The following is a 24135-nucleotide window of genomic DNA, read 5'->3' as shown; positions in this document are numbered from 1 at the left end:
TGTCTGCCGTCCCGACCCACCACACCTGGAGAACCCCTGACATGAGCACACGCACCCTGCCCCGCACCCTGGGCGCCCTGTCCCTCGGCCTCACGCTCGCGCTCGGCGCCACCGCCTGCGGCGACGACACCGAGGCGGCCCGCACCGTCGAGACCAGCCCCACCGAGCACAACGACGCCGACGTCGCCTTCGCGACCGACATGATCCAGCACCACGCCCAGGCCCTCTCGATGGTCGACCTGACGCTCGAGCGCCCGCTCGACCCCGAGGTCCAGGCGCTGGCCGAGGAGATCCGGGCCGCCCAAGCGCCGGAGATCGAGACCATGGCCGACTGGCTGACCGACTGGGACGAGCCCGTCCCCGAGACGATGCGTGACCACACCAACGCCGGCCACGACATGGGCGACATGTCCGACACCATGGACGACATGGAGGACCACGGGTCCGACATGCCCGGCATGATGAGCGCCGACGACATGGACGCGCTGGAGGGCTCCGCCGACGCGGACTTCCAGCAGATGTGGCTCGAGATGATGATCGAGCACCACGAGGGTGCGATCGAGATGGCCCGCTCCCAACAGGCGGGCGGCCGCTTCGAGCCGGCCGTCGACCTGGCCGGCCAGGTCATCGACTCCCAGACCGAGGAGATCGCCACGATGCGCGAGCTGCTGGAGGGCTGACGCGAGGAGGCTTTTGCACTGAGTGCAACACTTCCTGCGTGAGCCCCGCCGACCAGCTCGTCCCCCTGCGCGAGCAGCGGCACCGCGCGCTCGTCGACGCGGCCCGCGAGCTGGCGACCGAGCACGGCGCCGACGGGTTCACCGTCGACCGGGTCGCCACGCTCGCGGGCGTCTCGCGGCGTACGGTCTTCAACCACTTCGCCGGCCTCGACCAGCTGCTCGTCGCCGTGTGCGAGCAGATCCTCACCGAGGTCACCACCGACCTCCTCGAGGGCGTCGACCGCGGCACCACCGACCTGCCCCCGGGAGCCGCCGGCGGCCCGGCCGCGCTCGACGCGGTGTGCCAGGCGACCCGCGACGTCGACCTGCCGACGGCGATCGTCACGATCCAGCACGTGCTCGGCGGTCCCGACGTGGCCGACGAGCGCGCGGACGCGATCTCGCGCACCGCCTTCGAGCACGTCGCGGGCCGGCTGCGCGAGCGCCTGCTGGAGCGGGCGCCGGGACTCGACCCGCTCGACCTCGAGCTCACCCTGACTCTGCTCACCAGCGGCCTCGCGACCATCGCGCGGCACTGGCTCGAGGAGCAGCCTGCACCTCCCACGCGCGTGTCCACCGGGGCCCGTGCCGATTGGGACCGGTTGCTCGATCGCCTGCTGCACCGGCTCCGCGCCGGGCACGCCGGCTGACCCCCGCTGACCCGACCGACCCACCCCCGAAAGGCCGTCCCCGACATGGCTGAGCTCCTCTTCCGCATCGGTCGCTTCGCCGCGCGGCGCCACTGGACCGTGATCGGCGCCTGGCTGGGCGTCCTGGCGGTCACCGTGGTGACGTACGTGTCCTTCGCCGGCGCGCTCTCGACGAACATCACGCTGCCCGATACCCCCACCACGCGCGTCTCCGCGCAGCTCGAGCGCGACTTCGAGGCCGCCGGGGGCGGAAACGGCACGATCGTCGCCGAGACGAGCGACGGCTCGGCCTTCACCGAGACGCAGCAGCGCGAGCTCACCGCACTCCTCGACCGGATCGCCGACGTCGACGACGTCTCCGACGTGGCCGACCCCTTCGCCACCCAGGAGCAGCTCGACTCCTCCGCGAAGCGCGTGGCCGACGGCCAGCAGCAGCTGGAGGACGGACTGGCCCAGCTCGACGGGGCGCAGGCCCAGGTCGACGCCGGCCGCGAGGCGATCGCCGACCAACGGGCCCAGGCGCGCGAGGACGGCACCCTGCGCTCGATCCGCGCCCAGCTCGCCGAGGCCGAGCAGCAGCTCGACGAGGGCCAGGCCGAGATCGACCGGCAGCGCGAGCGGATCGAGCAGGAGTCCGCCCCGCTCGAGGTGGGCGTGGTGCTGTCCGACCTGTCCGCCGGCTACCGGACGGTGTCGCAGGACGGCTCCGCCGCCGTCGCCAACGTGACCTTCACGGTGCCGATCAACGAGATCACCGCCGAGGTGAAGGCCGAGATCGAGGACCTGGTCGCCGACGCCGACATCGATGGCGTCGAGCTCCACCCGTCGCAGGAGATCGCCCAGACGGTGCCGTCGATCCTGGGCCCGGGCGAGATCGCCGGCGTGGTCATCGCGGCCATCGCACTCTTCGTGGTGCTCGGCACCGTGCTCGGCGCGGCGCTGCCGCTCGTCACCGCGCTGCTCGGCGTGGGCGTGGCGTCGCTCGCCTCGCTGTCGTTCTCCGGGTTGGTGGAGTTCGTCTCCGTCACGCCGGTGCTGGGCGTGATGCTCGGCCTCGCGGTCGGCATCGACTACTCCCTCTTCATCATCAACCGGCACCGCCGCCAGCTGATGCAGGGAGCCGACCCGCACGACTCGGTCGGCCTGGCCAACGGCACCTCGGGCAACGCGGTCGTCTTCGCGGGCATCACCGTGATCGTCGCGCTGCTCGCCCTCAACGTGACCGGTGTCGGGTTCCTCGGCCTGATGGGCACCGTCGGCGCCGTCGCCGTGCTCGTCGCGATCCTCATGGCCGTCACCCTCACCCCGGCCGTCCTCGGCCTCGTCGGCCCGCGCATCCTGCGCAAGCGCGAGCGCGCCCGACTGGCCGCCGGCGACGAGGCTCCGGACGACGCCGCGATCACCGAGCGGGACCGGCCGATGACCACCCGCCACGCGCTGACCGTGCTGGCCCTCGGGATCGTCGCACTGCTGGTCCTGGCCGCTCCGGCCACCCAGATGCGTCTCGGCCTGCCCGACGGCTCCACGCAGCCGGAGGACTCGGCCGGCTTCCTGGCCCACGAGGTTCAGGCGGACAAGTTCGGCGAGGGCTTCAACGGTCCACTCCTCGTCGTCGCCGACCTCCCCGCCCCGGTCGCGGAGGACGACGTCCTCGCCCAGCAGGCCGCGATCGGCCAGGCCATCGACGACGTGGGCGGGATCGTCGCGGTCGTCCCGATCGGCGCCTCGCGCGACGCAGACGCGCTGGCCTTCCAGGTCATCCCGGCCTACTGGCCCTCCAGCGAGGCGACCGGCCGCCTGGTGGACGAGCTCCGCGACCTGACTCCGTCGATCGCCGGCGGCGAGGCCACCCTCGGCGTGGCGGGCAACGCCAGCGCAGGCATCGACATCTCGGACAAGCTCTCCGACGTGCTGCCGGTCTACCTCGCGCTGGTCGTCGGCCTATCGATGCTGATCCTCGTCGTGGTCTTCCGATCGATCCTGGTGCCGCTGACCGCGACGCTCGGCTTCGTGCTGTCGCTGCTCGCGACCTTCGGCGGCATCACCGCGATCTTCCAGCTCGGCTTCCTCAGCGACCTCTTCGGCGTCCACGCCCCCGGACCGGTGCTGAGCTTCCTGCCGATCATCGCCACCGGGATCCTCTTCGGCCTCGCCATGGACTACCAGCTCTTCCTGGTGTCCGGGATGCGGGAGGCGTACGCCCACGGCGCCCCGGCACGCGTCGCGGTGCAGCACGGGCTCAACGCCGGGCGGGCGGTCGTCACGGCCGCGGCGATCATCATGATCTCGGTCTTCGCGGGCTTCATCTTCTCCCACGACGCGACCATCAAGCCGATCGGCTTCGGCCTGGCCTTCGGCGTGCTGCTCGACGCCTTCGTGGTGCGGATGGTGCTGATCCCGGCTGCGATGCACCTGCTGGGCGAGCACGCGTGGTGGCTGCCGCGCTGGCTGGACCGGATCCTGCCCGACGTCGACGTGGAGGGTGCCAAGCTCGAGCGCAGCCACCCGGTGCACACCGCGCCGACTCACGACACAATGCACCCGTGACCGACTCCCGACCCGTCCGCACCTGGCTGACCGACATGGACGGGGTCCTCGTGCGCGAGGAGGACCCGATCCCGGGGGCGAAGGAGTTCATCGCCGCCCTGCGCGAGCAGGAGATCCCCTTCCTGGTGCTGACCAACAACTCGATCTTCACCCCGCGCGACCTGCGGGTGCGGCTCCTGCGCAGCAGCGGCATCGACGTGCCCGAGGAGTCGATCTGGACGTCGGCGCTCGCGACGGCGCAGTTCCTCGACGACCAGCGCCCGGGAGGTTCGGCGTACGTCGTGGGCGAGACCGGGCTGACCGCGGCGGTCCACGACATCGGCTACGTGATGACCGACCAGGACCCGGACTACGTCGTGCTCGGCGAGACCCGGACCTACTCCTTCGAGGCCATCACGCGCGCCATCCGACTCATCAACGGTGGGGCGCGCTTCATCGCCACCAACCCCGATCCCAGCGGCCCGAGCGCGCAGGGGATGCTGCCGGCGACCGGGTCGGTCGCGGCGCTCATCAGCACCGCCACGGGCCGCCAGCCCTACTTCATCGGCAAGCCCAACCCGTTGATGATGCGCAGTGCGCTCAACCGGCTCGAGGCGCACTCGGAGACCACCGTGATGATCGGTGACCGGATGGACACCGACATCATCAGCGGCCTCGAGGCGGGCCTGCGCACGATCCTCGTCGCGACCGGCGCGACCGAGCGCCACCAGGTGTCGGACTTCCCCTACCGGCCCACGATGGTCGTCGACTCGATCGCCGACGTGGTGCCGATGGTCGGGCAGATGCTGCTGGACGAAGAGGCCGGCGAACCACTGGTGTAGACCTCAGCTGCGCGGTGTCCGTGGTTCGTCTGACGCACCAGGATCACCGCACTGTGCAGTCGCTCAGGCGGCGCGGCCGGGCAGCAGGCGGCGCACGGCTCCGCGCAGCGCGCTCTCCGGGCGACCGCCGCGCTGGATCGGGAGCAGGTGGGTGAGGTTCTCGCGCTCGGCCATGAGCTGGATCGCGTCGTCCTCGTAGCCCTGCGCCAGGGACTCGGCGGCGGCGAGGTCGTCGCGGGCGACCGCGGCCTCGACCAGGCGGGCGTAGTGGTCGTGCAGCTCGTCGAGCTCGTCGATCAGTCGCATCTCGTTCTCCTCGCGGTGGGGACTTATGTCTCCAGTGTGCCTAAGTTGTTGGAACGATCCAATACGTGTGCGGTGTGACCTTGCCCGCGTCGTCCCGGATCAGCGCGCGTAGGGCGTGAGCAGCTGGTCGACGGGTGCGTAGTCGTCGCGCAGCACCGGGGCGTCACCGACCCACGCGTCGAGGTCCTCCCCCTCGAGCGCTCCCCACCCGAGGTCGCGCTCGGCCATCCGGTCCTCGATCGCAGCGACGTCGAGCGGCGACTCGGAGGCGACCACGACGAGGTTGCCGCCTTCCTCGCCGGCGAGCGACGAGGGTTCGGCGAGCAGGGCGACGTGGTCGAAGACCTCGGCGGTCGTCGCGACGGCCGCGCGGGCGAAGTCGAGAGGGCCGAAGTCGATGACGTTGGCGACGTAGACCCCGTCCTCGGCCAGCGCCTCCTCCAGGCCGCCGACGGCCTCGACGCTCGCGAGGTGCCACGGCACGCTGACGCCGCCGAAGGCGTCGCCGACCACCAGGTCGAGGGCGGCGGGCCCGAGGTCGTCGATCGCGAGACGGCCGTCCTCGACGTCGACCTCGACGCCCTCGGGCAGCGCGCCGCCGAGGAGGCGCACGTCGGCCTCGACCACGCCCGCGTCGATCTCCGAGACCCGGCTGCTGGTGCCCGGACGGGTGGTGGCGAGGTAGCGCGGCAGGGTGAGACCGCCGGCGCCGAGGTGGTAGGCCTCGAGCGGCTCGTCCTCGGCGAAGGCCGTGTCGGTGACCGAGGCCATCGCCTGGACGTAGGCGAACTCGAGGTGCGTCGGGTCCTCGACGTCGACGTAGGAGTGCCGCAGCCCGTCGAGCACGAGGGTCCGGCCGGTCGGCCGCTCGGGGTCGGTGGTGATCGCGAGGCAGTGGTAGGTCGTCTCGGTGTCGCAGCCGCTGGGTGCGGCGGCCGCGCCGAGGCCGGCCAGCGCCACCACGAGCGCGAGAACGACGTCGCTGCGTCCGCGGCGCCCGGCGACCTGCACCGCCACCGCCGCCACGAGCAGTGCGATCCCGAGGCCGACGAGGATCCCGCTGACCGGGACCCGCGAGATCAGCACGAAGCCGGTGACCACGGTGCCGAAGATCGCGCCCACCGTGCCGATGCCGGAGAGGTGGCCGACCACGCTGCCGGTCTGGTGGAGGCTGGTGAGGCGCAGCTTGATCACCACCGGCGTCACCGCCGACAGCAACGCTCCGGGCACGAGGATCGACAGCGTGGCCATGAGCAGCAGCAGTCCGGGACTGCCGGAGGCCGCGGCGCCCCGCACCAGCGTCGGCGTCAGCGCGACCGCGGCGCCGGAGATGCCCAGCAGCGGGCCGAGGAGGTGCCGGGGCGCGACGCGGTCGGCGCTCCACCCGCCGGCCCACGTGCCCGCCGCGATCGCGGTCAGCGCCAGGCCGATCACCATCGTGTTCGTCTCGAGGGTCAGACCGAAGTAGGGCGCGAGCAGCCGCAGCGCGACCAGCTCGACGACCAGCACCGCCGCGGACGAGCCGAAGACGAGGGCGGCGGCCACCCACGGACCGAGCCCGGGTCCGGTCGTCGGCCCCGGAGACTCTGTCGCTGCCTCGTCGCTCGTCATGGGCAGATCCTCGCCCACCGCCGCAACCGGAGCGGCGTACGTCCCTCAGGCGGCGAGCGCCAGACCGAGCACGACCCCGGCCAGCGCGCAGGCGCCCAGCGTGCGGAGCACCGACCAGCCGCGCCAGAAGACGAGCGCGCAGCCCAGCACGGTGATCGCGAGCGACGGCCACTCGAGGGAGCCGAGCAGGGGGTACTCCACGTCGAGCGGGCCCACGGCGAGGCGGGCGGTGTCGGCGAAGAGGGTGTGGAGGGCGAAGAAGACCGCGAGGCTGGCGATCACGCCGACGACCGCCGCCGTGATGCCGGCCAGCGCGGCGGCGAGGTCGCGGTTGCCGCGCAGACGCTCGACGTAGGGCGCGCCGAGGAGGATGAAGAGGAAGCACGGCACGAAGGTCACCCACGTGGTGAGCAGCGCGGCGAGCACCGCCGCCACCCACGGGTCGAGCCCGCCCGGCGCACGGTAGGCGCCGACGAAGGCGACGAACTGCACCACCATCACCAGCGGCCCGGGCGTGGTCTCGGCCAGCGCGAGGCCGCGCACCATCTCGCCGGGGGCAAGCCACCCGTAGACGCTGACGGCCTGCTGGGCGACGTAGGCCAGGACGGCGTACGCCCCGCCGAAGGTGACCACGGCCGCACCGGAGAAGAAGAGGCCCTGGTCGACGAAGATGCTCGAGCGCCCGAGCAGCACCGCGGCGAGGGCGACGGGGGCGAACCAGGCCGTGAGACCGATGGCGAGGACCACTGCGGACCGGCGGGCGGTCGGACGCTCGGAGTGCAGCGCGTCGTCGCTGATCAACGGTGCCGGACCGTCGTCGACCGCCGCCCGCGGCGGGTGGGTGAGGGTCGGGATCCGGCGTCCGAGCAGCCAGCCGAGGAGGGCTGCGACGGCGACGACCGCCGGAAAGGGGACGGCGAAGAAGGTGAGCGCGACGAACGAGAGCACCGCGAGCGCGACCAGCGCGGGGTGGCCGAGGCCTTTGCGGCCGACGCGGACGACGGCCTGCACCACGATCGCGATGACGGCGGGCGCGAGGCCGAGGAAGAGCGACTCGACGAGCGTGCTGTCACCGTAGGCGACATAGATCCCCGACAGCACCAGCAGCGCCACGACGCCGGGGAGGATGAAGAGGATGCCCGCGACCAGTGCGCCGCGCACGCCGTTGAGCAGCCACCCGACGTACGTCGCCAGCTGCTGCGCCTCGGGCCCGGGGAGCAGGGTGCAGTAGGACAGCGCGAAGAGGAACCGCTGCTGGCCGATCCAGCGCTTCTCGTCCACGAGCATGCGCTGCATCACCGCGATCTGGCCGGCGGGCCCACCGAAGGTCTGGAGCGAGATGGCGAACCACGCCCTCGCGGCCTCGCGCAGCGGGATGACGTCGCGGGTCGTGCTGGAGCCGGTGCCCATGGGTGCATGGGACCGTGCCTGCGCGAGGAAAGTCAAGTCGACTGGTCGACTTAACCCGGACATGGCCGACGCCCCGGCCGTGGCCGGGGCGTCGGAGGATGCTGCGGTGGCTCAGGCGGTCTTGTTCTTGCCGGCCACGGACTCGGCCACGCCGATCAGCAGGACGGCGAACACGACGGCGAGCACGAAGCCCAGCACGTTGAGCTCGAAGATGCTGCCCTTGTTGAAGAAGTTGGCGATGACGCCACCGATCACCGAGCCGACGAGGCCCAGGCCGAGGGTGGCGAGGATGCCGAGGTTCTGCTTGCCGGGCTTGATGAGCCGGGCCAGCGCTCCGATGATGAGGCCGGCGACGAGGAATCCGATCATGTGCTGCTCCTTGGCTCTTGACGGACGTCGTGGTGACGTCCGTCCTCGAGCGTAGGGGTTCGCGCGCTCATCGCTGCTTCGCCGACGCCTCGCCGATCGCCGCGTCGAGGATCGCCAGTCCCTCCCGCGCCTCGTCCGCAGTGATGGTCAGCGGCGGCACCACGTGGATGCGGTTGAAGTTGGCGAACGGCAGCATCCCCCGGCGTCGGCACGCGGCGAGGATGGCGTTCATCTCCGGGCTGCTCGCACCGTACGGCGCCAGCGGCTCGCGGGTCGCGCGGTCCGCCACCATCTCGACGGCCCAGAAGGCGCCGGTGCCGCGCACCTCGCCGATCCACTCGTGGCGTGCGGCCAGCTCGGCGAGGCCGGGACCGAGGACCTCGTCACCGAGCCGGGCGGCCTGCTCGACCACCGCGTCGTCCTCCATCGTCTCGATGGTCGCGACCGCCGCCGCACAGGCCAGCGGGTGGCCGGAGTAGGTCAGGCCGCCGGGGTAGACCCGGTCGTCGAAGGTGCGCTGGATCGCTCTGCTGATCGCGACGCCGCCGAGGGGGACGTAGCCGGAGTTCACACCCTTGGCGAAGGTGAGCAGGTCCGGCACGACCTCGCCGTCGCTGGCGCCGTGCTCGATCGCGAACCACCTGCCGGCCCGACCGAAGCCCGACATCACCTCGTCGGCGATGAGCATGATCCCGGACCGGTCGCAGAGCTCGCGGACGCCGGCGAGGTAGCCCGGCGGCGGCACCATGATGCCGGCGGTGCCGGGGATCGACTCGAGCATGATCGCCGCGATCGTGGCCGGGCCCTCGAGGGCGATGACCTGCTCGAGGTGGGCGAGCGCGCGCTGGCACTCCTCCTCCTCGGTCGTGGCGGAGAAGGCACTGCGGTAGAGGAAGGGCCCGAAGAAGTGGACCGTGCCGGTCGAGCCGTGGTCGCTGGCCCACCGGCGCGGGTCGCCGGTGACGTTGACCGCGAGGTGGGTGCCGCCGTGATAGCTGCGGTAGGTCGAGAGCACCTTGTGGCGGCCGGTGTGCAGCCGCGCCATCCGGATGGCGTGCTCGTTCGCGTCGGCGCCGCCGTTGGTGAAGAAGATCCGGTCCAGGTCGCCCGGCGTGTGCGAGGCGATGAGCCGCGCCGCCTCCGAGCGCGCGCCGTTGGCGTGGCCCGGGGCGACCGTGCAGAGCGTGGCGGCCTGCTCCTGGATGGCCGCGACGATGCGCGGGTGCTGGTGGCCGAGGTTGGTGAAGACCAGCTGCGAGGTGAAGTCGAGCAGCCGGTTGCCCTCGCCGTCCCAGACGTGGGAGCCCTCCGCCTTCGTCACGACCATCGGGTCGAGCGCGGCCTGGGCCGACCAGGAGTGGAAGACGTGGCGGCGGTCCAGCTCGTAGGCACGCGCCGGGTCGTCGAAGCTGCGTACGCCGCTCGCAGCGGCCGTGGTGTCAGACATTGCGGGGGAATCCCAGCTCGAGGCCGCCCTCGGGACGGGCGGCGGGGTTGATCCAGCGGGTGGTGACGACCTTGGCGCGGGTGAAGAAGTGCACACCCTCGGTGCCGTGGGCGTGGGTGTCGCCGAAGAGCGAGCGCTTCCAGCCGCCGAAGGAGTAGTAGGCCACCGGCACCGGGATCGGCACGTTGACACCGATCATGCCGACCTCGACGTCGTTCTCGAAGCGCCGGGCGGCACCCCCGTCGTTGGTGAAGATCGCCGTGCCGTTGCCGTAGTCGTTGGCGTTGACCAGCGCGACCGCCTCGTCGTACGACGACACCCGCACGACCGACAGCACGGGGCCGAAGATCTCCTCGCGGTAGATCTCCATGTCGGGCGTGACGTGGTCGAAGAGCGTCGGGCCGAGCCAGAAGCCGTCCTCGGCCCCGCGCGCCTGCACCTCGCGACCGTCCACGACGACCTTGGCTCCGGCAGCCTCGCCGGAGTCGATGAGGCCGGCGACCTTGTCGCGGTGGGCGCGCGTCACCAGCGGACCCATGTCGGCCTCCCGGGCCGCCTCGCCGTCGGTGCCGGCCGCCTCGGTGGCGCTCGTGCCACCGTCACCGATCAGCAGCGTGCGGGTGCGCTCGGCAATGCGGGCGACGAGGTCGTCGGCCACCGGCTCGACGGCGACGAGCACGCTGATCGCCATGCAGCGCTCGCCGGCCGATCCGTAGCCGGCGTTGACCGCAGCGTCGGCGGCGAGGTCGAGGTCGGCGTCGGGCAGCACGACCATGTGGTTCTTCGCCCCGCCCAGGGCCTGCACGCGCTTGCCGTGGCGGCTGGCCTGCTCGTAGACGTACTGCGCGATCGGGGTGGACCCGACGAAGCTGATGGCGGCGACGTCGGGCGACTGCAGGAGCGCGTCGACCGCGACCTTGTCGCCCTGGAGGACGTTGAAGACGCCGTCGGGCAGGCCGGCCTCCTTCCACAGCTCGGCCAGCCAGAGGGCTGCCGACGGGTCCTTCTCGCTCGGCTTGAGGACCACCGCGTTGCCGGCCGCGATCGCCACGGGGAAGAACCACATCGGCACCATCGCCGGGAAGTTGAAGGGGCTGATGATGCCGACCACGCCGAGCGGCGAGCGCTTGGAGTGCACGTCGACGCCCGAGGATGCGCTGTCGCTGTGCCCGCCCTTGAGCAGGTGGGAGATGCCGCACGCGAACTCCACGACCTCCTGGCCGCGGGCGATCTCGCCCATCGCGTCGGAGTGGACCTTGCCGTGCTCGGCGGTGATCAGGTGCGCCAGCTCGCCCTTGCGGCTGTTGAGCAGCTCACGGAAGGCGAAGAGCACCTGGGTGCGCGCGGCCAGGGAGGCCTCGCCCCACGCCTTGGCGGCGCGCGAGGCGGACGCGATGACGGCTGCGGCGTCCGCCTCGTCCGCCAGCGCGACCCGGCCGGAGACCTGGCCGGTGGCAGGGTTGGTGACGTCGGCCCACCGGTCGGAGGCGCCGTCGAGGCGACGGCCGTCCGCCCAGTGCGTGATCGAGGTGGTCATGCGGGTGCTCCCTGGCTGGTGTGGGCGGACGGCTCCATCCTCGCCGCCCCGGCTGCCGGCGACGCCCGACGATCCGTCGGATCGCCACGCCGAGGTCGACGCCTTGTCGCCGCACCGCCCCGGGTGGCCGTCAGTCGGTCAGGAGTCGAAGCCGAGCCCGGCCGCGTCGAGCGCCCGCAGCCAGGGGTCGCGGTGGCCCTGCCGGTGGTCGGCCCGGTCGAGCGAGCGGCGCGTGAGGTTGATGCCGATCGCCGCGGCGGGCTCGGGCGGGAAGGGCAGCGGACGGCGCCGCACCATCTCCAGCTCGGTCCGCTCGGTGTGCTGGTGCGCGAGCAGGTCGAGCAGCACCTCGGCGGCGAAGCGGGTGGCGCCGACCCCGAGACCGGTGAATCCGGCGGCGTACGCCACCCGGTCGCGGTGCGCGAGGCCGTAGAACGCGGCGAAGCGGGTGCACGTGTCGATGGCGCCGGCCCACCGGTGGGTGAAGGAGAGCCCCTCGAGCTGCGGGAAGGTGGCGAAGAAGTGCGAGGCGAGCCGCGTGAAGCTCTCCGGCCGGTCCTCGTAGCGCGCCTTCAGGCGGCCGCCGAAGTGGTAGACCGCGTCGTAGCCGCCGTAGAGGATCCGGTCGTCCGCGGTGAGGCGTGAGTAGTGGAACTGGTTGGCCAGGTCACCGAGGCCCTCGCGCCCGGCCCACCCGATCGAGGCGCGCTGCTCCGGGCTGAGCGGCTCGCTCATCAGGACGTAGTCGTAGACCGGCACCGTCATCGGCCGCGCGCGGCGCAGCAGCGAGGGGAACACGTTGGTCGCGAGCACCACGCGGTCGGCCAGCACCGTGGCCCGCGGGGTCTGCACGCGCACCCGCCCGGACGTGTCACGGGACAGCCCGTCCACCGCGGAGTCCTCGTGGACCTCCACCCCCAGCTCGCGAGCGACCCGCGCCAGCTCGTGGGCGAGCCGCGCCGGGTGGACCATCGCGGCCTCGTCGGCGACGCGGCGACCACCCAGGAAGAGCGGGCTGTCGACGAGCGCCCGGACTCCCGCGGCGTCGAGTCGGTCGGGGCCGAGCCAGTCGAGCTCGTGCTCCTCGACGGCGGCGTGGACGACGCCGGTGCGCTCCCACTGGCAGTCGAGACCCCAGGACGCCACGTCGGCCTCGAAGGCGTCGAGGTTCTGCCGGCCGAGCCGGTCCAGGACGTCGTACTCGTCGGGCCAACGCGCGCGCCCGTTGGCCTCCCCGTGCGTGATCGAGGCCTCGCAGAACCCGCCGTTGCGACCCGAGGCCGCCCAGCCGATGCGCTGCGCCTCGAGCAGCACGACGTGCTGGCCGGGGTCGCGCCGCTTGGCCAGCACCGCCGTCCAGAGGCCGAGGTAGCCGCCGCCCACGACGACCAGGTCAGCCCGGGTCGAGCCGGTCAGGGGCGTCGGCGCGGGCACGTCGTGGGAGTCCTCGAGCCAGAAGACCGCCTGCCGCGACGGCGCCAGCGCCAGCTCGACCAGCCGCGGGTCGGGGGCGTGCCGCTCGTACGCGGTGGGCGCGGGTGGTGCGGGCACGGGCTCGTCTCCGGAAGGTGGTCAGCGCTGCGGTGCCTCCGAGTCTGGCGCTGGTCCGCGCGCGCGACGGGTGCCAGATCGTCGGGGACCGCGCACAGAGTGCGACACATCGTCGGACGACGTCTGGGAGACTCGAACCATGTCGCAGCTGACCGTCGCCGAAGCGCTGCAGCTGCCCGCCTTCCAGCGGGCCGAGCCGGTGGTGGTGGCCGGCGAGGACGGGCTCACCCGGCCGATCCGGTGGGCGCACGCGACCGAGCAGAGCGACGTGGTGCCCCTGCTGCGGCCCGGAGACCTGGTGCTGACGATGGGCACCGGGCTCCCCGACGACTCCGACGAGGACGGCTGGCGCCGCTTCGCCGCGGACCTGGCCGAGGCCGAGAGCTCGGGCCTGGTGGTCGAGCTCGGCCGGCGCTGGAGCGACGCCGTGCCGCCCGCGCTCGTGACGGCCTGCCGCGAGCAGTCGGTCCCGCTGGTCGTGCTCACCCACGAGACCCGCTTCGCCGCGCTCACCCAGGCGATCGGCGAGCGCGTGGTCGACGTCCAGCTCGACGAGCTCGTCGAGGCCCAGCGCGTGCACGAGACCTTCACCGAGCTGAGCTTCGCCCAGGCGGGACCGGCCGACATCCTCGACGCCGTGTGCCGGCTCACGGGCGGGCCGGTCGTGCTGGAGAACGCCGAGCACCGCCCGCTCGACTTCCTCACCGGCACCGCCCCCTCGGCCGGCTTCCTCGACAACTGGCAGGCCAGGTCGTCGCGCGTCACCATCGCCCGTCGCACGGGCTGGGACGAGCGGCTCGGCTGGCTCGTCACCCGGCTGGGCAGCGACGACCGCGACTGGGGCCGGCTCGTGATCGCCTCCCCGCAGCGACCCTCGCAGCGGCTCGTGGCCGTCGCCGAGCGCGCGGCGGCAGCGCTGGCGCTGCACCGGCTGCACGACCGCGACCGCGACAACGTCGTACGCCGGGTCCACCTCGAGCTGGTGCAGGGGCTCCGGAGCGCCCCGGACGCCCCGGGACTCCTCGATCGGTGCGAGGTGGCCGGTTTCCCCACGCGTCGTCGCCGTTTCCTCGGCCTCGTCGCGCGCCCACCGCTGGCGAGCCGGGTGCAGGACGCCGGCGAGGTCGTCTCGGCGTTCGTCCGCGCCGCGCACGGGCTGCGGGTGCCGGTGCTGGTGTGCGAGGTGGACCGCGAGGCGCGGGTGCTGCTGTCGGTCCCGGCCACCTCCGACCCCGACGCCGCCGCCGACCGGATCGCCGCACGCGTGCAGGCGCTCACCCCCCTGGTGGTGGCCGCCGGCCGCCCCTCCGACAGCCTCGACGGCATCGACACCTCGCTGCTCGAGGCAGGCCAGGTCGCCGACGCGGTCCCGGCCTCCGACGACGCCTCGCCGGTGGTCCACCGCCTGGCCGACCTGCACGTGCGGGGCCTGCTCGCGCTGCTCGGCGACGACGAACGGATCCGGGTCTTCGCCGAGCGCGAGCTCCGGGTGCTGCGCGAGGCCGACGCCGGACCCGTCGGGCGCGGCAGCCTGCTCCCGGCGCTGCGGGCGCTGCTGGACCACCCGGCGAGCAAGACCGATGCCGCGGCGAGCCTGCACCTGTCGCGCGCGGCGTTCTACGACCGGCTCGCCAAGATCGAGCGCGTCCTCGGGATGGGTCTCGACGACCCCGAGGTGCGGCTCTCCCTGCACCTCGCGCTGCTGGCCGACGATCTGTCGCGATCACGCTCCTGAGCCGACACCACGTCCCTGCCGACGCCGTCCACACAGCGGCAGGATCGTCGCCATGCAGCGGATGTTGGACGTCGACGAGCCCTGTCGGCTGACGCCGGTCGAGCCCTCGACGGTCGTCGAGGGTGACCCGTACGCCGGCTCGCGGGCGCTCGCTGCCGTCGCCGGAGCGGAGGTGGGGGTCTGGGAGATGACCCCCGGCACCGCCACCGACGTCGAGGTCGACGAGGTGTTCGTCGTGCTGTCGGGATCGGCGACCGTCGAGTTCGAGGATGGCACCCTGCTGGAGCTCGGCCCGTCCTCGGCCGTCCGGCTCCGCGCCGGCGACCGGACCACCTGGACGGTCCGCGAGACCCTGCGCAAGGTCTACTTCACGGGCATGGAGCCCTGAGGCGGGGCCTTCCCCTGTCGCTTTCCCCGGATATCCGGGGAAAGTGGAGCTTCCCCCGCGAAGCTTCGGGGGTGAAGCTCCAGTTTCCCCGGGTGACCGGGGATCCCTCAGCCCCGACGGCCGCCCTCAGAGGTCGAAGATCGTCGTGTGCCAGGGCTTGGCGGCCACGCCGGTGATGTCGGCCATGACGTGCTTGACCTGGGTGTACTCCTCGAAGGAGTAGCTCGACATGTCCTTGCCGTAGCCCGAGGCCTTCATCCCGCCGTGCGGCATCTCGGAGATGATCGGGATGTGGTCGTTGACCCACACCGTGCCGGCGTCGATCTCGCGCGCGGCGCGCTGGGCGCGGTAGACGTCGCGGGTCCAGGCCGACGCGGCGAGGCCGAAGGGCGCGTCGTTGGCCAGGCCGATCGCCTCGTCGTCGGAGTCGAAGGGCAGCACCGCCAGCACCGGGCCGAAGGTCTCCTCCTGCACGATCTCGCTGTCCTGGGTGGCCCCGACGAGGAGCGTGGGCTCGTAGTAGGCGCCGTCGGCGAGCTCGCCGCCGGGCGCCCTGCCGCCGGTCACCGCGGCCGCGCCCGCGGCGACCGCGCGCTCGACCATCGCGGCCACCTTGTCGCGCTGCCGGAAGGACACGAGCGGCCCCTGGTCGGTCGTCTCGTCGGTCGGCGCGCCGAGGCGTACGCGTGACATGAGGTCCGCGACGCCCTCGACGAAGGCGTCGATGCGCGAGCGGTGGACGTACGCCCGGGTCGCGGCCGTGCAATCCTGACCGGTGTTGATGAGGCTGGCGGCGACCGCCCCCCGGACCGCGGCGTCGAGGTCGGCGTCGTCGAAGACCACGAAGGGGGCCTTGCCGCCGAGCTCGAGGTGGAGGCGGGTGCCGTTGGCGGCGGCCAGGCCGGCGATGCGGCGACCCACGGCGGTGGACCCGGTGAAGGACGTCATCGCGATCCCCGGGTGGGTCACCAGCGCCTCGCCGGTGAGCGGTCCCGGCCCGTTGACCACGTTGACGACGCCCGCCGGGATGCCGACGGCGGCGCAGGCCTCGGCCAGCATCAGCGTCGTGAGCGGGGTGTTCTCCGCGGCCTTCAGCACGATCGTGTTGCCCGCCGCGATCGCGGGCAGCACCTTCCACATCGCCATCTGGAGGGGGTAGTTCCACGGCGCGATGGACCCGACGACCCCGATCGGCTGGCGCCGGATCGTCGAGGTGTGGTCGGCGGAGTACTCGCCCGACGCGTGCCCGTCGAGGCGGCGGGCGGCACCGGCGAAGAAGGCCACGTTGTCGATCGAGCCGGGCACGTCGAACTCGCGGCTGAGCCGGATCGGCTTGCCCGTCTGCGCGGTCTCCGCCTGCGCCAGCTCCTCGGCCATGCCCTCGAGGTGCGCGGCGAGGGCGACCAGCGCGCCGGAGCGCTCGGCGGGCGTGGCGCGCGACCACCCGGCGTACGCCGTCGCTGCCGCGGTGACCGCGGCGTCGACCGTGGCCGGCTCGTCGGCGGCGTAGCGCCAGATCACCTCGCCGGTCGAGGGGTCGACGACCGACTGCTCCGGGCCGGTGCCGGTGCCGGCGACGCCGCCGATCAGGTTGCTGCTGTCGGTGCCGGTGCTGGGCTGGGTGGTCACGGTGAGCTCCTCGGGTCCGATCGGGCCGCGCCCATCCTCGCCCCGGCGCGGGCGGCGCAGCCACCGACGGACCGTCGGGATCGCTGTGCCGGCACGCCGGATCGTCGGATCAGCGCAGCGGGTGGGGGTGCACCAGGTACCCGTGGCGCCAGGCGCGGTGGATGACCAGCGCTGCGACGACGGCACCGGCGGTGCCGAGGGCGAGGTCGCCGAGGGTGTCGGCGTAGGCGAACTCCCGCTCGGTCGAGCGGCTGATGAAGGCGAAGAACTCCGCCACCTCCCACGCGATCGCCACGGTCGCCCCGAAGGCGAGGCAGCGCTCGAGGACGCGGCCGAAACCGACGTCCCGGGGCAGCGTCAGCAGCACGAACGCGGCCGCGAGGAGGCCGGTGTTGACGAAGTGCATCCAGTCGTCGAACCACACGACCGTGTCGTAGAGGTCCATCCGGTTGCCGAGGATGTCGGAGAAGCAGGTGAGGGTGATGAGCAGGTCGGGCAGCCAGGGGAACGACATCCGGTCGCGCCACAGCGTCCACCACAGCACCGGGATGGTGAAGGACACGAGGGGGTAGCCGATGGCCCGCATGCCGGCGGCCTTGTCACGCAGGTTGGCCTGGTCGGGGTAGACCACCGCGAAGACGAGGAGCAGCACGAGCGCGCCCTTGGCCAGGACGTTGGCGCTCTTTGCGAGCGTGGGCGTGGCGGGGTGTTCGATCACTGCCTCGGACACGTGCACCTCGTCTCGCGGCGCCGTGCGGACCGGGCGCGTACGCCGCTCAGTGTGTCACCAGGTCGCCTCGTGGCACTCGCGGGCGGGCGTGACCTCCACCTGGAGCGTCGCGTGGTCGATCCCGTGGCCCTCGCGCAGGGTGGCCCGGGCGGCGCCCAGCACGACCTGCGAGTCGGCGCCGACGCGGAGCACGAGGTGGGCGGTCGCGACGTTCATCCCCGACGTCAGCGTCCAGGCATGCAGGTCGTGCACCTGCGCGACGCCGGGCACCTGCTCGAGGTCGCGCACCACGGCGTCGAGGTCCACGTCGTGGGGTGCGTGCTGTCCCAGGACGGTCAGCACCTCCCGCCCGAGGACGACCGCGCGCACCGCGACGAACCCGCCGATGGCGAGCGCCACGACGGTGTCGGCGCTGGTGGAGCCGGTCAGCGCGACCAGGACACCGGCCAGCACCACCCCGAGGCTGCCGGCGGTGTCGGCCACCACCTCGAGGTAGGCCCCGCGCACGTTGATCGACTCCTTCGCCCCGCCGCGCAGCAGACCGAGGCACACGACGTTGACGACCAGTCCGAGGGCGCCGACGACCAGCATCGGGCCGGACGACACCTCGACCGCCTCCCCGGCACGGCGTACGGCCTCGACGACGACGTACGCCGCCACCCCGAGCATCAGCAGCACCGTGAAGCCGGAGGCGAAGACCTCGGCGCGGTAGGAGCCGTAGGTGCGGCGACCGGTGTCGTCGCGGCGGGTGGCGATCTTCGTGGCGACCAGGGCCGCGCCGAGCGCCACGACGTCGGCGGCCATGTGCCCGGCGTCGGAGAGCAGCGCCAGCGAGCCGCTGACGAGGCCGGCGACGAGCTCGACGACGAAGAAGGTCGCGACGAGGCCGAAGGCGACGGCGAGGCGCCACCGGTGCCGCGCGCCGGCGTGGCCGTGCCCGTGTCCCGCGCCCATCACGACACCCCGTCGCGACCCGGGCGTGCGTCGCGGGCGGAGCCGATCGTGAGCGCTCCGGACGCGGTGCAGCCGCAACCGTCACCGCAGCAACCGGCGTCCCGGTCGGCGTGCGCCTGTCCCCCGGCGGGCGCGCAGCAGCCCTCGCCCCGCCAGGCCTCGAGCCCCTCCCTCGCGGCCACGACCGCGATGACGAGCCCGGCGACCGGGTCCGCCCACGACCACCCCAACGTCGCGTTGAGCACCAGACCGACCAGCAGGACGGCGGAGAGGTAGGTGCACAGCAACGTCTGGGTCGAGTCCGCCACCACCGCGTTCGACCCCAACGCTCGGCCGGTGCGTCGCTGCGCCCAGGACAGGAACGGCATGACCACCAGCGAGGCGGCGGCCAGCGCGATGCCGACCGGGGACGGGTCCGGGGCGTGGCCGCCGACCAGGGCGCGGACGGACTCGACGCCGACGTACGCCGCCAGCGCGAAGAACGAGACTGCCATCAGCCGCAGCGCCACGCGCTCGCGTGACTCGGGCAACGGGTGGCGGAACTGCCACAGGATGATCAGGCCGCTGGACACCTCGACCATGGAGTCCAGTCCGAAGCCCACGAGCGCGACGGATCCGGCGACGAGTCCGGCGGTCACGGCGATGACTGCCTCGACGAGGTTGTAGGACACCGACGCCGCGGCGAGCAGCTGGGCGCGACGACCCAGCTGCCGCCGCTCGCCGGCGTCGCGGACGGAGGAGGTGGTCACGACGCCTCGCCGTGGAGCGAGTCGGGGCCGTAGGTCGGGCACAGCGTGACCGCGTCGCCGGTCAGGGCGAGCAGCCTCTCGGCCGAGGCGAGCAGGTCCATCACGGTGTCGGCGTGGTTGAGCGACCACATCGAGGCCCGCCCCACGGGCCGGGACGAGACGAGCCCGCAGTCCTTGAGGCAGGCGAGGTGCTGGGAGACGGTGCTCTGCGCGAGACCGAGGTGCGCGGTGAGGTCGACGACGCGGTGCTCACCCAGAGCGAGGTGGCGCACGATCGAGAGCCGCGAGGTGTCGGAGAACCCGTGGAAGAGGCAGGCCGCGGCCGTGAGCCCGGTCGTCCCCTCGACGCCCGGGGCAGCGGCGTCAGTCGCTTTCATCGTCACGTGCCGATGTTATGCCTGTGACGTCGATCGGTCCAGCCGGTCCGCAGCCGACCTGCGCGGCGCAGCGGCGTACGCGTGACCTAGCCTGCGCGGGTGGAGAGGCGACTGCTGGCGGACACCCGCCCTCTCGCCAACCCCCACTTCCGCCGCCTCTGGCGGGCCAACATCATCACCGTCATCGGCGCCCAGCTCACGGTCGTGGCCGTCCCGGCGCAGATCTACGCGATGACCGGGTCGTCGGCCTACGTCGGCCTGACCGGGGTCTTCGGGCTGGTGCCGCTGGTCGTCTTCGGCCTGTGGGGCGGTGCGCTCGCCGACGTCTTCGACCGCCGCACGCTGCTGGTCATCACGACGGTCGGACTGATCCTCACGAGCCTCGGCTTCTGGCTCCAGGCGGCCACCGGCACCGAGGACGTGTGGCTGCTGCTGTCCCTCTTCGCGGTGCAGCAGGCCTTCTTCGCCGTCAATCAGCCCACCCGGTCGGCGCTGCTGCCGCGGCTGCTCGACCAGGAGCTGCTCCCGGCCGCCAACTCGCTCAACATGACCGTCATGCAGGCCGGCGGCATCGCCGGTCCGCTCGTCGGCGGGGCGCTGATCCCGCTGGTGGGCTTCTCCTGGCTCTACCTGCTCGACACGATCGCGCTGCTCGCCACCCTCGGCGCCGTCGTGCACCTCCCGCCGCTGCCGGTGATGGGCGTGACGGTGACGCCGGGGATCAGGGCGGTGATCGACGGCTTCCGCTACCTGCGGACCCAGCCGGTGCTGATGATGTCGTTCGTCGTCGACATCATCGCCATGGTCTTCGGGATGCCGCGGGCGCTCTTCCCGGAGATGGCCGACGTCGACTTCGGCGGGCCCAGCGAGGGCGGGCTGGCCTTCGCGCTGCTCTTCGCCGCGATCCCCGCAGGCGCGGTGGTCGGCGGCGTCCTGTCGGGCTGGGTGTCGCGCGTGGAGCGCCAGGGCCTCGCGGTGATCGTCGCGATCCTGGTCTGGGGCGTGGCGATGGTCGGCTTCGGCGTGGCCGCGATGCTCGCGCCCTTCGCGCCTGCGCTGATGCTCGGCATCGCCGTGCTGATGCTGGCGATCGGCGGCGCCGCGGACATGGCGTCCGCGGCCTTCCGCACCTCGATGCTGCAGTCGGCGGCGGCCGACGAGGTGCGCGGCCGGCTCCAGGGCATCTTCATCGTCGTGGTCGCCGGCGGCCCCCGGGTCGCCGACGTGGCCCACGGCGCCACCGCGGCAGCCACCGGGGCCGCGGTCGCCGCAGCCGGCGGCGGCGTACTGGTCGTGGTCTTCACGGTGCTCGCCGCGCTCGCGGTGCCGGCGTTCGTGCGCTATCGGGTGACGCGCCCCTGAGGCGAACCGGCGCGTCGGACGACCACAGGTCGGCCGGGCTGCCGCCTGGGCGTACGCCCGAGGCCAGAGGTTGTCAGGCTCTCCCACGGGTTGTCAGGGCGTGCAGAGGCCGACAACCTGAGGGATCCCCGGTCAGCCGGGGATCCCTCAAGGACGGCGGGAGACCGAGGCCTCAGACCACGCGCCCCTTCGGCGCACCCTCGGCGGTCTTGGCCGGGTCGCTGATCACGACCGAGCCGAGCGCGTCGTCGATGCGCTTCATCACGTCGGCGTCGAGCTTCACCCCGGCGGCCTTGACGTTGTCGGCGACCTGCTCGGGGCGCGAGGCACCGACGAGCGCGGCGGCGACGTTGTCGTTCTGCAGCACCCAGGCGATGGAGAGCTGCGCCATCGTGAGGCCGCAGTCCTCGGCGATCGGCTTGAGGTCCTGCACCGCGGACAGGGTGTCGTCGTTCATGAAGCGGCTGATCATGTCGGCGCCGCCCTTGTCGTCGGTGGCGCGCGAGCCCTCGGGCAGCGGCTGGCCGGGGACGTACTTGCCGGACAGGACGCCCTGTGCCATCGGGCTCCAGACGATCTGCGAGACGCCGAGCTCGGCGGAGGTCGGCACGACCTCGCCCTCGATGACGCGCCAGAGCATGGAGTACTGCGGCTGGCTGGAGATCAGCTGGAAGCCGAGCTCCTTCGACAGCTCCACGCCGGCGCGGATCTGGTCGGCGGTCCACTCGCTGACGCCGATGTAGAGCGCCTTGCCCTGGCGGACGATGTCGGCGAAGGCCTGCATCGTCTCCTCGAGCGGCGTCTCGGTGTCGTAGCGGTGGGCCTGGTAGAGGTCGACGTAGTCGGTCTGCAGCCGCTCGAGCGAGCCGTTGATCGACTCCATGATGTGCTTGCGGGACAGGCCGGTGTCGTTCTTGCCCTTGGGTCCGGTGGGCCAGTAGACCTTCGTGAAGATCTCCAGCGACTCGCGGCGCTCGCCCTTCAGGGCCTCGCCGAGGACGGTCTCCGCCGCGGTGTTGGCGTAGACGTCGGCGGTGTCGAACGTCGAGATGCCCTCGTCGAGCGCGGCGCGCACGCACTGCGTGGCGACGTCGTTCTCGACCTGGGACCCGTGCGTCAGCCAGTTGCCGTAGGTGATCTCAGAGATCTTCAGTCCGCTGTTGCCGAGGTATCGAAACTCCATTCCTCGACACTAGCGGGGCACCCGGAAGGGCGGTCTGCTCAGGGGACGGCCTGCCACTCGCCCACCTGCACCTCGACGCCGGCGGAGGCGAGGAGGCGTACGGCGTCGGTGAGCGCCTCGGCGACCTTGTCGGGGGCCGGGTGGTTTCCGGTGTCCTCGACGTCGACGACGACGGTGCTCGGTGACGTCGGCTCGACGAAGACCACGCACGAGGTCGCGGCGGCCGCGGCGAGCCAGGAGAGCCACGGACGACGCTTCGCGCGGAACCCGTCGTCGGCGGGCGTGCTGCGGAAGCCCTCGTCGTTCAGGCACGCCTCGACCTGGCGCAACGTGGCCTCGACGTCGGTGGTGGTGAGGGTCAGGCGCGGGTGGACGATGCGGCGCGACCAGCGCCGGACGGTCGGCTCAGGCATCGTCGACGTCCCGCCGCGGAGGACGCGTCACGCGCTCGCGCATCCGGTCGAAGGCCTCGTCGCTGTCCTCGACCTCCTCGACCAGGTCCGGCGGCATCGTCTCGCGCAGGGCCTGGAGGTTGGCGCTGGACATCTCGCGCAGGCGCTGTGCCTCGGGCGACTCGTCGCGACCGGAGAAGACGTCGAGCACCGTCGTCTCGCCGGCGTCGATGCGTCGCTGGACCCGCTGCCACTCCGGTCCCATCCGGCCGTCGCGGGCCGCGTCGGCACGCTCGCGGTCGCTGTCGGCGAGCTCGCGCTCGGAGGCACGCGCGTCGCGCTCGAGGGTGCCGATCAGCGCCTCGAGCCGCGCCAGCACGGGGTCGGGCTGTCCACCGGGCACGCTCATGCGGTGGCGCTCTGACCGAAGCCCGACACCACGTCGGCGATGACCTCGTACTTGTCCATGATCGCCATCTTGCCCTCAGCGAAGCCCTCGATCGCGGTCGCGATGGTCTCGATGATCGTGTAGATCAGCTTCACCTTCTTCACGATGCCCTCGATGTCGCTGTAGAGCGTCACCGCGCCGACCGCCCAGCCGACCACCGGCGTCGCCGCCTGCGCGGCCATCTTCAGCAGCTTGTTGACGATGAAGTTCAGCGCCATGCCGATGCCCGTCGCGGCGAGCTTGCAGGCGGTCGAGATGTTCTTGACCAGGTCGCTGGCGTAGCCCATGGCGTACTGCATGCCGAGGGCTCCGCCCGACACCGACGTCATGCTGGCGCGGAACGAGTGGCCCGAGACGCCCTGCCAGGTCGGCGCGGTCGAGGCGACCAGCCCGGCGTGGTTGCGAGCCAGCGCGAAGCACGCGTCGCCGCAGTGGCTCCACGCCTCCGAGGCACGGAAGATCGCCTCCCAGTCACCGGCGAAGGGGTGGTAGATGCAGCGGTCGAGGATCGAGTAGCCGAGGAACTGCTCGGCCACCCAGTCGATGCTGCCGAGGATCGCGCCCGCGCTCCAGCGCAGGTCCTGCACCGGGTTCTCCGGGTTGCTGGGCGCGACGAGGTACGACGTCGCGTCGACCTGCTCGCGCACCGGGCCGCCGTTGCCGAGGTCGCCCACCCGCTCGATCAGCTGGCGGGCATCGCTCACGCCGTCACCCACGGCACCGACGGTGTCGGCGCCCTTCTCCCAGATGAACGAGTTGACGTCGCCGTGGTCGCCGCCGGCCGACTCGCCCGCGGCCGGCAGCGTCGGGCCGCGCAGGTCGGGGTAGGGGCCGGTCGGGCCCGCGGCACCGCCGCACGCGCCGAGCTCGCCGCCGAGGGTGGTGAAGAAGTCGCTGACCGAGCCGTCCTGGTTGCGGAAGTCGACGGCGGTCTCGCCGACCGCCGCGGCGGCGGCCTGCTCGAGCGAGGCCAGCGCGTCCATGGCGTAGCCGGCCGCCTGGACCGCGGCACGCGACAGCGGGTCGAAGACCTGGAGCAGCAGACCGGTGGCGTCACCGATGTCTCCCTGGGACCGGATGTAGGAGGCCATCTGCTGGGCGTGGCCGTGCTGGCGCTCGAGCACCTGCTGGGTGAGGGCCAGCGTGTCGTACCTGATGACGATGTCGTTCAACGTCGGTCTCCTTCCGGACGCCGACATCCTTCCGCGTGCCGGTCGGCA

At 72.5% G+C, this 24135-nt stretch carries 23 protein-coding genes; 7 read left to right on the top strand and 16 right to left on the bottom strand.

What is annotated here, in order from left to right:
- Positions 1-41: 41 nt before the first annotated feature.
- The 4 genes from CFI00_RS00655 to CFI00_RS00640 all read left to right on the top strand — a co-directional run bounded on the left by CFI00_RS00655 (position 42) and on the right by CFI00_RS00640 (position 4737).
- Positions 42-680 carry a DUF305 domain-containing protein gene (locus tag CFI00_RS00655; protein ID WP_207083431.1) on the top strand — a complete coding sequence of 213 codons (639 nt, stop codon included), beginning with the start codon at positions 42-44 and terminating at the stop codon, positions 678-680.
- Between the two features lie 65 nt (positions 681-745).
- The gene (locus CFI00_RS23785; RefSeq protein WP_207085314.1) at positions 746-1369 is read left to right on the top strand and encodes a helix-turn-helix domain-containing protein; all 624 of its coding nucleotides are present in this window, start codon (positions 746-748) and stop codon (positions 1367-1369) included.
- A gap of 45 nt (positions 1370-1414) precedes the next feature.
- Entirely contained in the window at positions 1415-3916 is a 2502-nt protein-coding gene (locus CFI00_RS00645; RefSeq protein WP_207083430.1) for an MMPL family transporter, read from the top strand.
- A gap of 35 nt (positions 3917-3951) precedes the next feature.
- The gene (locus CFI00_RS00640) at positions 3952-4737 is read left to right on the top strand and encodes an HAD-IIA family hydrolase (RefSeq protein ID WP_242532938.1); all 786 of its coding nucleotides are present in this window, start codon (positions 3952-3954) and stop codon (positions 4735-4737) included.
- Positions 4738-4800: 63 nt separating this feature from the next.
- On the opposite strand, the gene CFI00_RS00635 is transcribed toward CFI00_RS00640, so the two are convergent.
- The 7 genes from CFI00_RS00635 to CFI00_RS00605 form a co-directional block, all read right to left on the bottom strand.
- Positions 4801-5043 (bottom strand): hypothetical protein, encoded by a 243-nt coding sequence (locus CFI00_RS00635; protein WP_207083428.1) that lies wholly within the window; start codon positions 5041-5043, stop codon positions 4801-4803.
- A gap of 99 nt (positions 5044-5142) precedes the next feature.
- Positions 5143-6654: a fused MFS/spermidine synthase gene (locus CFI00_RS00630; protein WP_207083427.1), complete on the bottom strand. Its 1512-nt coding sequence runs from the start codon at positions 6652-6654 to the stop codon at positions 5143-5145.
- Between the two features lie 45 nt (positions 6655-6699).
- Positions 6700-8064, bottom strand: a complete 1365-nt coding sequence (gene chrA / locus CFI00_RS00625) for a chromate transporter (protein WP_207083426.1) — start codon at positions 8062-8064, stop codon at positions 6700-6702.
- A gap of 111 nt (positions 8065-8175) precedes the next feature.
- Positions 8176-8433: a hypothetical protein gene (locus CFI00_RS00620; RefSeq protein ID WP_207083425.1), complete on the bottom strand. Its 258-nt coding sequence runs from the start codon at positions 8431-8433 to the stop codon at positions 8176-8178.
- Between the two features lie 67 nt (positions 8434-8500).
- Entirely contained in the window at positions 8501-9880 is a 1380-nt protein-coding gene (locus tag CFI00_RS00615) for an aspartate aminotransferase family protein (RefSeq protein ID WP_207083424.1), read from the bottom strand.
- Complete coding sequence (locus CFI00_RS00610; RefSeq protein ID WP_207083423.1) at positions 9873-11417, bottom strand: CoA-acylating methylmalonate-semialdehyde dehydrogenase; 1545 nt, start codon at positions 11415-11417, stop codon at positions 9873-9875. Before CFI00_RS00610 ends, CFI00_RS00615 begins: the two co-directional genes overlap by 8 nt.
- 138 nt (positions 11418-11555) lie before the next feature.
- Positions 11556-12968 carry an FAD-dependent oxidoreductase gene (locus CFI00_RS00605; RefSeq protein ID WP_207083422.1) on the bottom strand — a complete coding sequence of 471 codons (1413 nt, stop codon included), beginning with the start codon at positions 12966-12968 and terminating at the stop codon, positions 11556-11558.
- Between the two features lie 139 nt (positions 12969-13107).
- Here CFI00_RS00605 and CFI00_RS00600 point away from each other — a divergent pair, with 139 nt between their 5' ends.
- On the top strand, positions 13108-14703 hold the full coding sequence (locus tag CFI00_RS00600; protein WP_207083421.1) for a PucR family transcriptional regulator: 1596 nt from the start codon (positions 13108-13110) through the stop codon (positions 14701-14703).
- 52 nt (positions 14704-14755) lie between these two features.
- Entirely contained in the window at positions 14756-15091 is a 336-nt protein-coding gene (locus CFI00_RS00595; protein WP_207083420.1) for a cupin domain-containing protein, read from the top strand.
- A 126-nt stretch (positions 15092-15217) separates the two neighbouring features.
- On the opposite strand, the gene CFI00_RS00590 is transcribed toward CFI00_RS00595, so the two are convergent.
- The 5 genes from CFI00_RS00590 to CFI00_RS00570 form a co-directional block, all read right to left on the bottom strand.
- Entirely contained in the window at positions 15218-16720 is a 1503-nt protein-coding gene (locus tag CFI00_RS00590; RefSeq protein ID WP_207083419.1) for a gamma-aminobutyraldehyde dehydrogenase, read from the bottom strand.
- Positions 16721-16829: 109 nt separating this feature from the next.
- Complete coding sequence (locus CFI00_RS00585) at positions 16830-17450, bottom strand: hypothetical protein (RefSeq protein WP_207083418.1); 621 nt, start codon at positions 17448-17450, stop codon at positions 16830-16832.
- 54 nt (positions 17451-17504) lie between these two features.
- On the bottom strand, positions 17505-18404 hold the full coding sequence (locus CFI00_RS00580) for a cation diffusion facilitator family transporter (RefSeq protein ID WP_207083417.1): 900 nt from the start codon (positions 18402-18404) through the stop codon (positions 17505-17507).
- Positions 18404-19153 carry a cation transporter gene (locus CFI00_RS00575; RefSeq protein WP_207083416.1) on the bottom strand — a complete coding sequence of 250 codons (750 nt, stop codon included), beginning with the start codon at positions 19151-19153 and terminating at the stop codon, positions 18404-18406. The genes CFI00_RS00580 and CFI00_RS00575 overlap by 1 nt, the downstream gene beginning before the upstream one ends.
- Entirely contained in the window at positions 19150-19530 is a 381-nt protein-coding gene (locus CFI00_RS00570) for a metalloregulator ArsR/SmtB family transcription factor (RefSeq protein ID WP_207085313.1), read from the bottom strand. Before CFI00_RS00570 ends, CFI00_RS00575 begins: the two co-directional genes overlap by 4 nt.
- A 99-nt stretch (positions 19531-19629) precedes the next feature.
- Between CFI00_RS00570 and CFI00_RS00565 the strand changes: the two genes are divergently transcribed.
- Positions 19630-20892 (top strand): MFS transporter, encoded by a 1263-nt coding sequence (locus CFI00_RS00565; RefSeq protein ID WP_207083415.1) that lies wholly within the window; start codon positions 19630-19632, stop codon positions 20890-20892.
- Positions 20893-21064: 172 nt separating this feature from the next.
- Here the strand turns inward: CFI00_RS00565 and CFI00_RS00560 are convergent, their stop codons facing one another.
- The 4 genes from CFI00_RS00560 to CFI00_RS00545 are packed head-to-tail and all read right to left on the bottom strand — an operon-like array spanning position 21065 to position 24087.
- On the bottom strand, positions 21065-22075 hold the full coding sequence (locus CFI00_RS00560) for an aldo/keto reductase family protein (protein ID WP_207083414.1): 1011 nt from the start codon (positions 22073-22075) through the stop codon (positions 21065-21067).
- A gap of 38 nt (positions 22076-22113) precedes the next feature.
- A complete protein-coding gene (locus CFI00_RS00555) occupies positions 22114-22488 on the bottom strand; it encodes a hypothetical protein (RefSeq protein WP_207083413.1) in 375 nt (124 codons plus the stop codon).
- On the bottom strand, positions 22481-22876 hold the full coding sequence (locus tag CFI00_RS00550; protein ID WP_207083412.1) for a hypothetical protein: 396 nt from the start codon (positions 22874-22876) through the stop codon (positions 22481-22483). Before CFI00_RS00550 ends, CFI00_RS00555 begins: the two co-directional genes overlap by 8 nt.
- Positions 22873-24087 (bottom strand): hypothetical protein, encoded by a 1215-nt coding sequence (locus CFI00_RS00545; RefSeq protein WP_207083411.1) that lies wholly within the window; start codon positions 24085-24087, stop codon positions 22873-22875. Before CFI00_RS00545 ends, CFI00_RS00550 begins: the two co-directional genes overlap by 4 nt.
- Positions 24088-24135 lie beyond the last annotated feature (48 nt).

The organism is Nocardioides sp. S5, from assembly GCF_017310035.1.
Taxonomy (GTDB): Bacteria; Actinomycetota; Actinomycetes; order Propionibacteriales; family Nocardioidaceae; genus Nocardioides.
The sequence above is the reverse complement of the archived record's forward strand: the minus strand, read 5'-3'. Positions and strand labels throughout refer to the sequence as shown.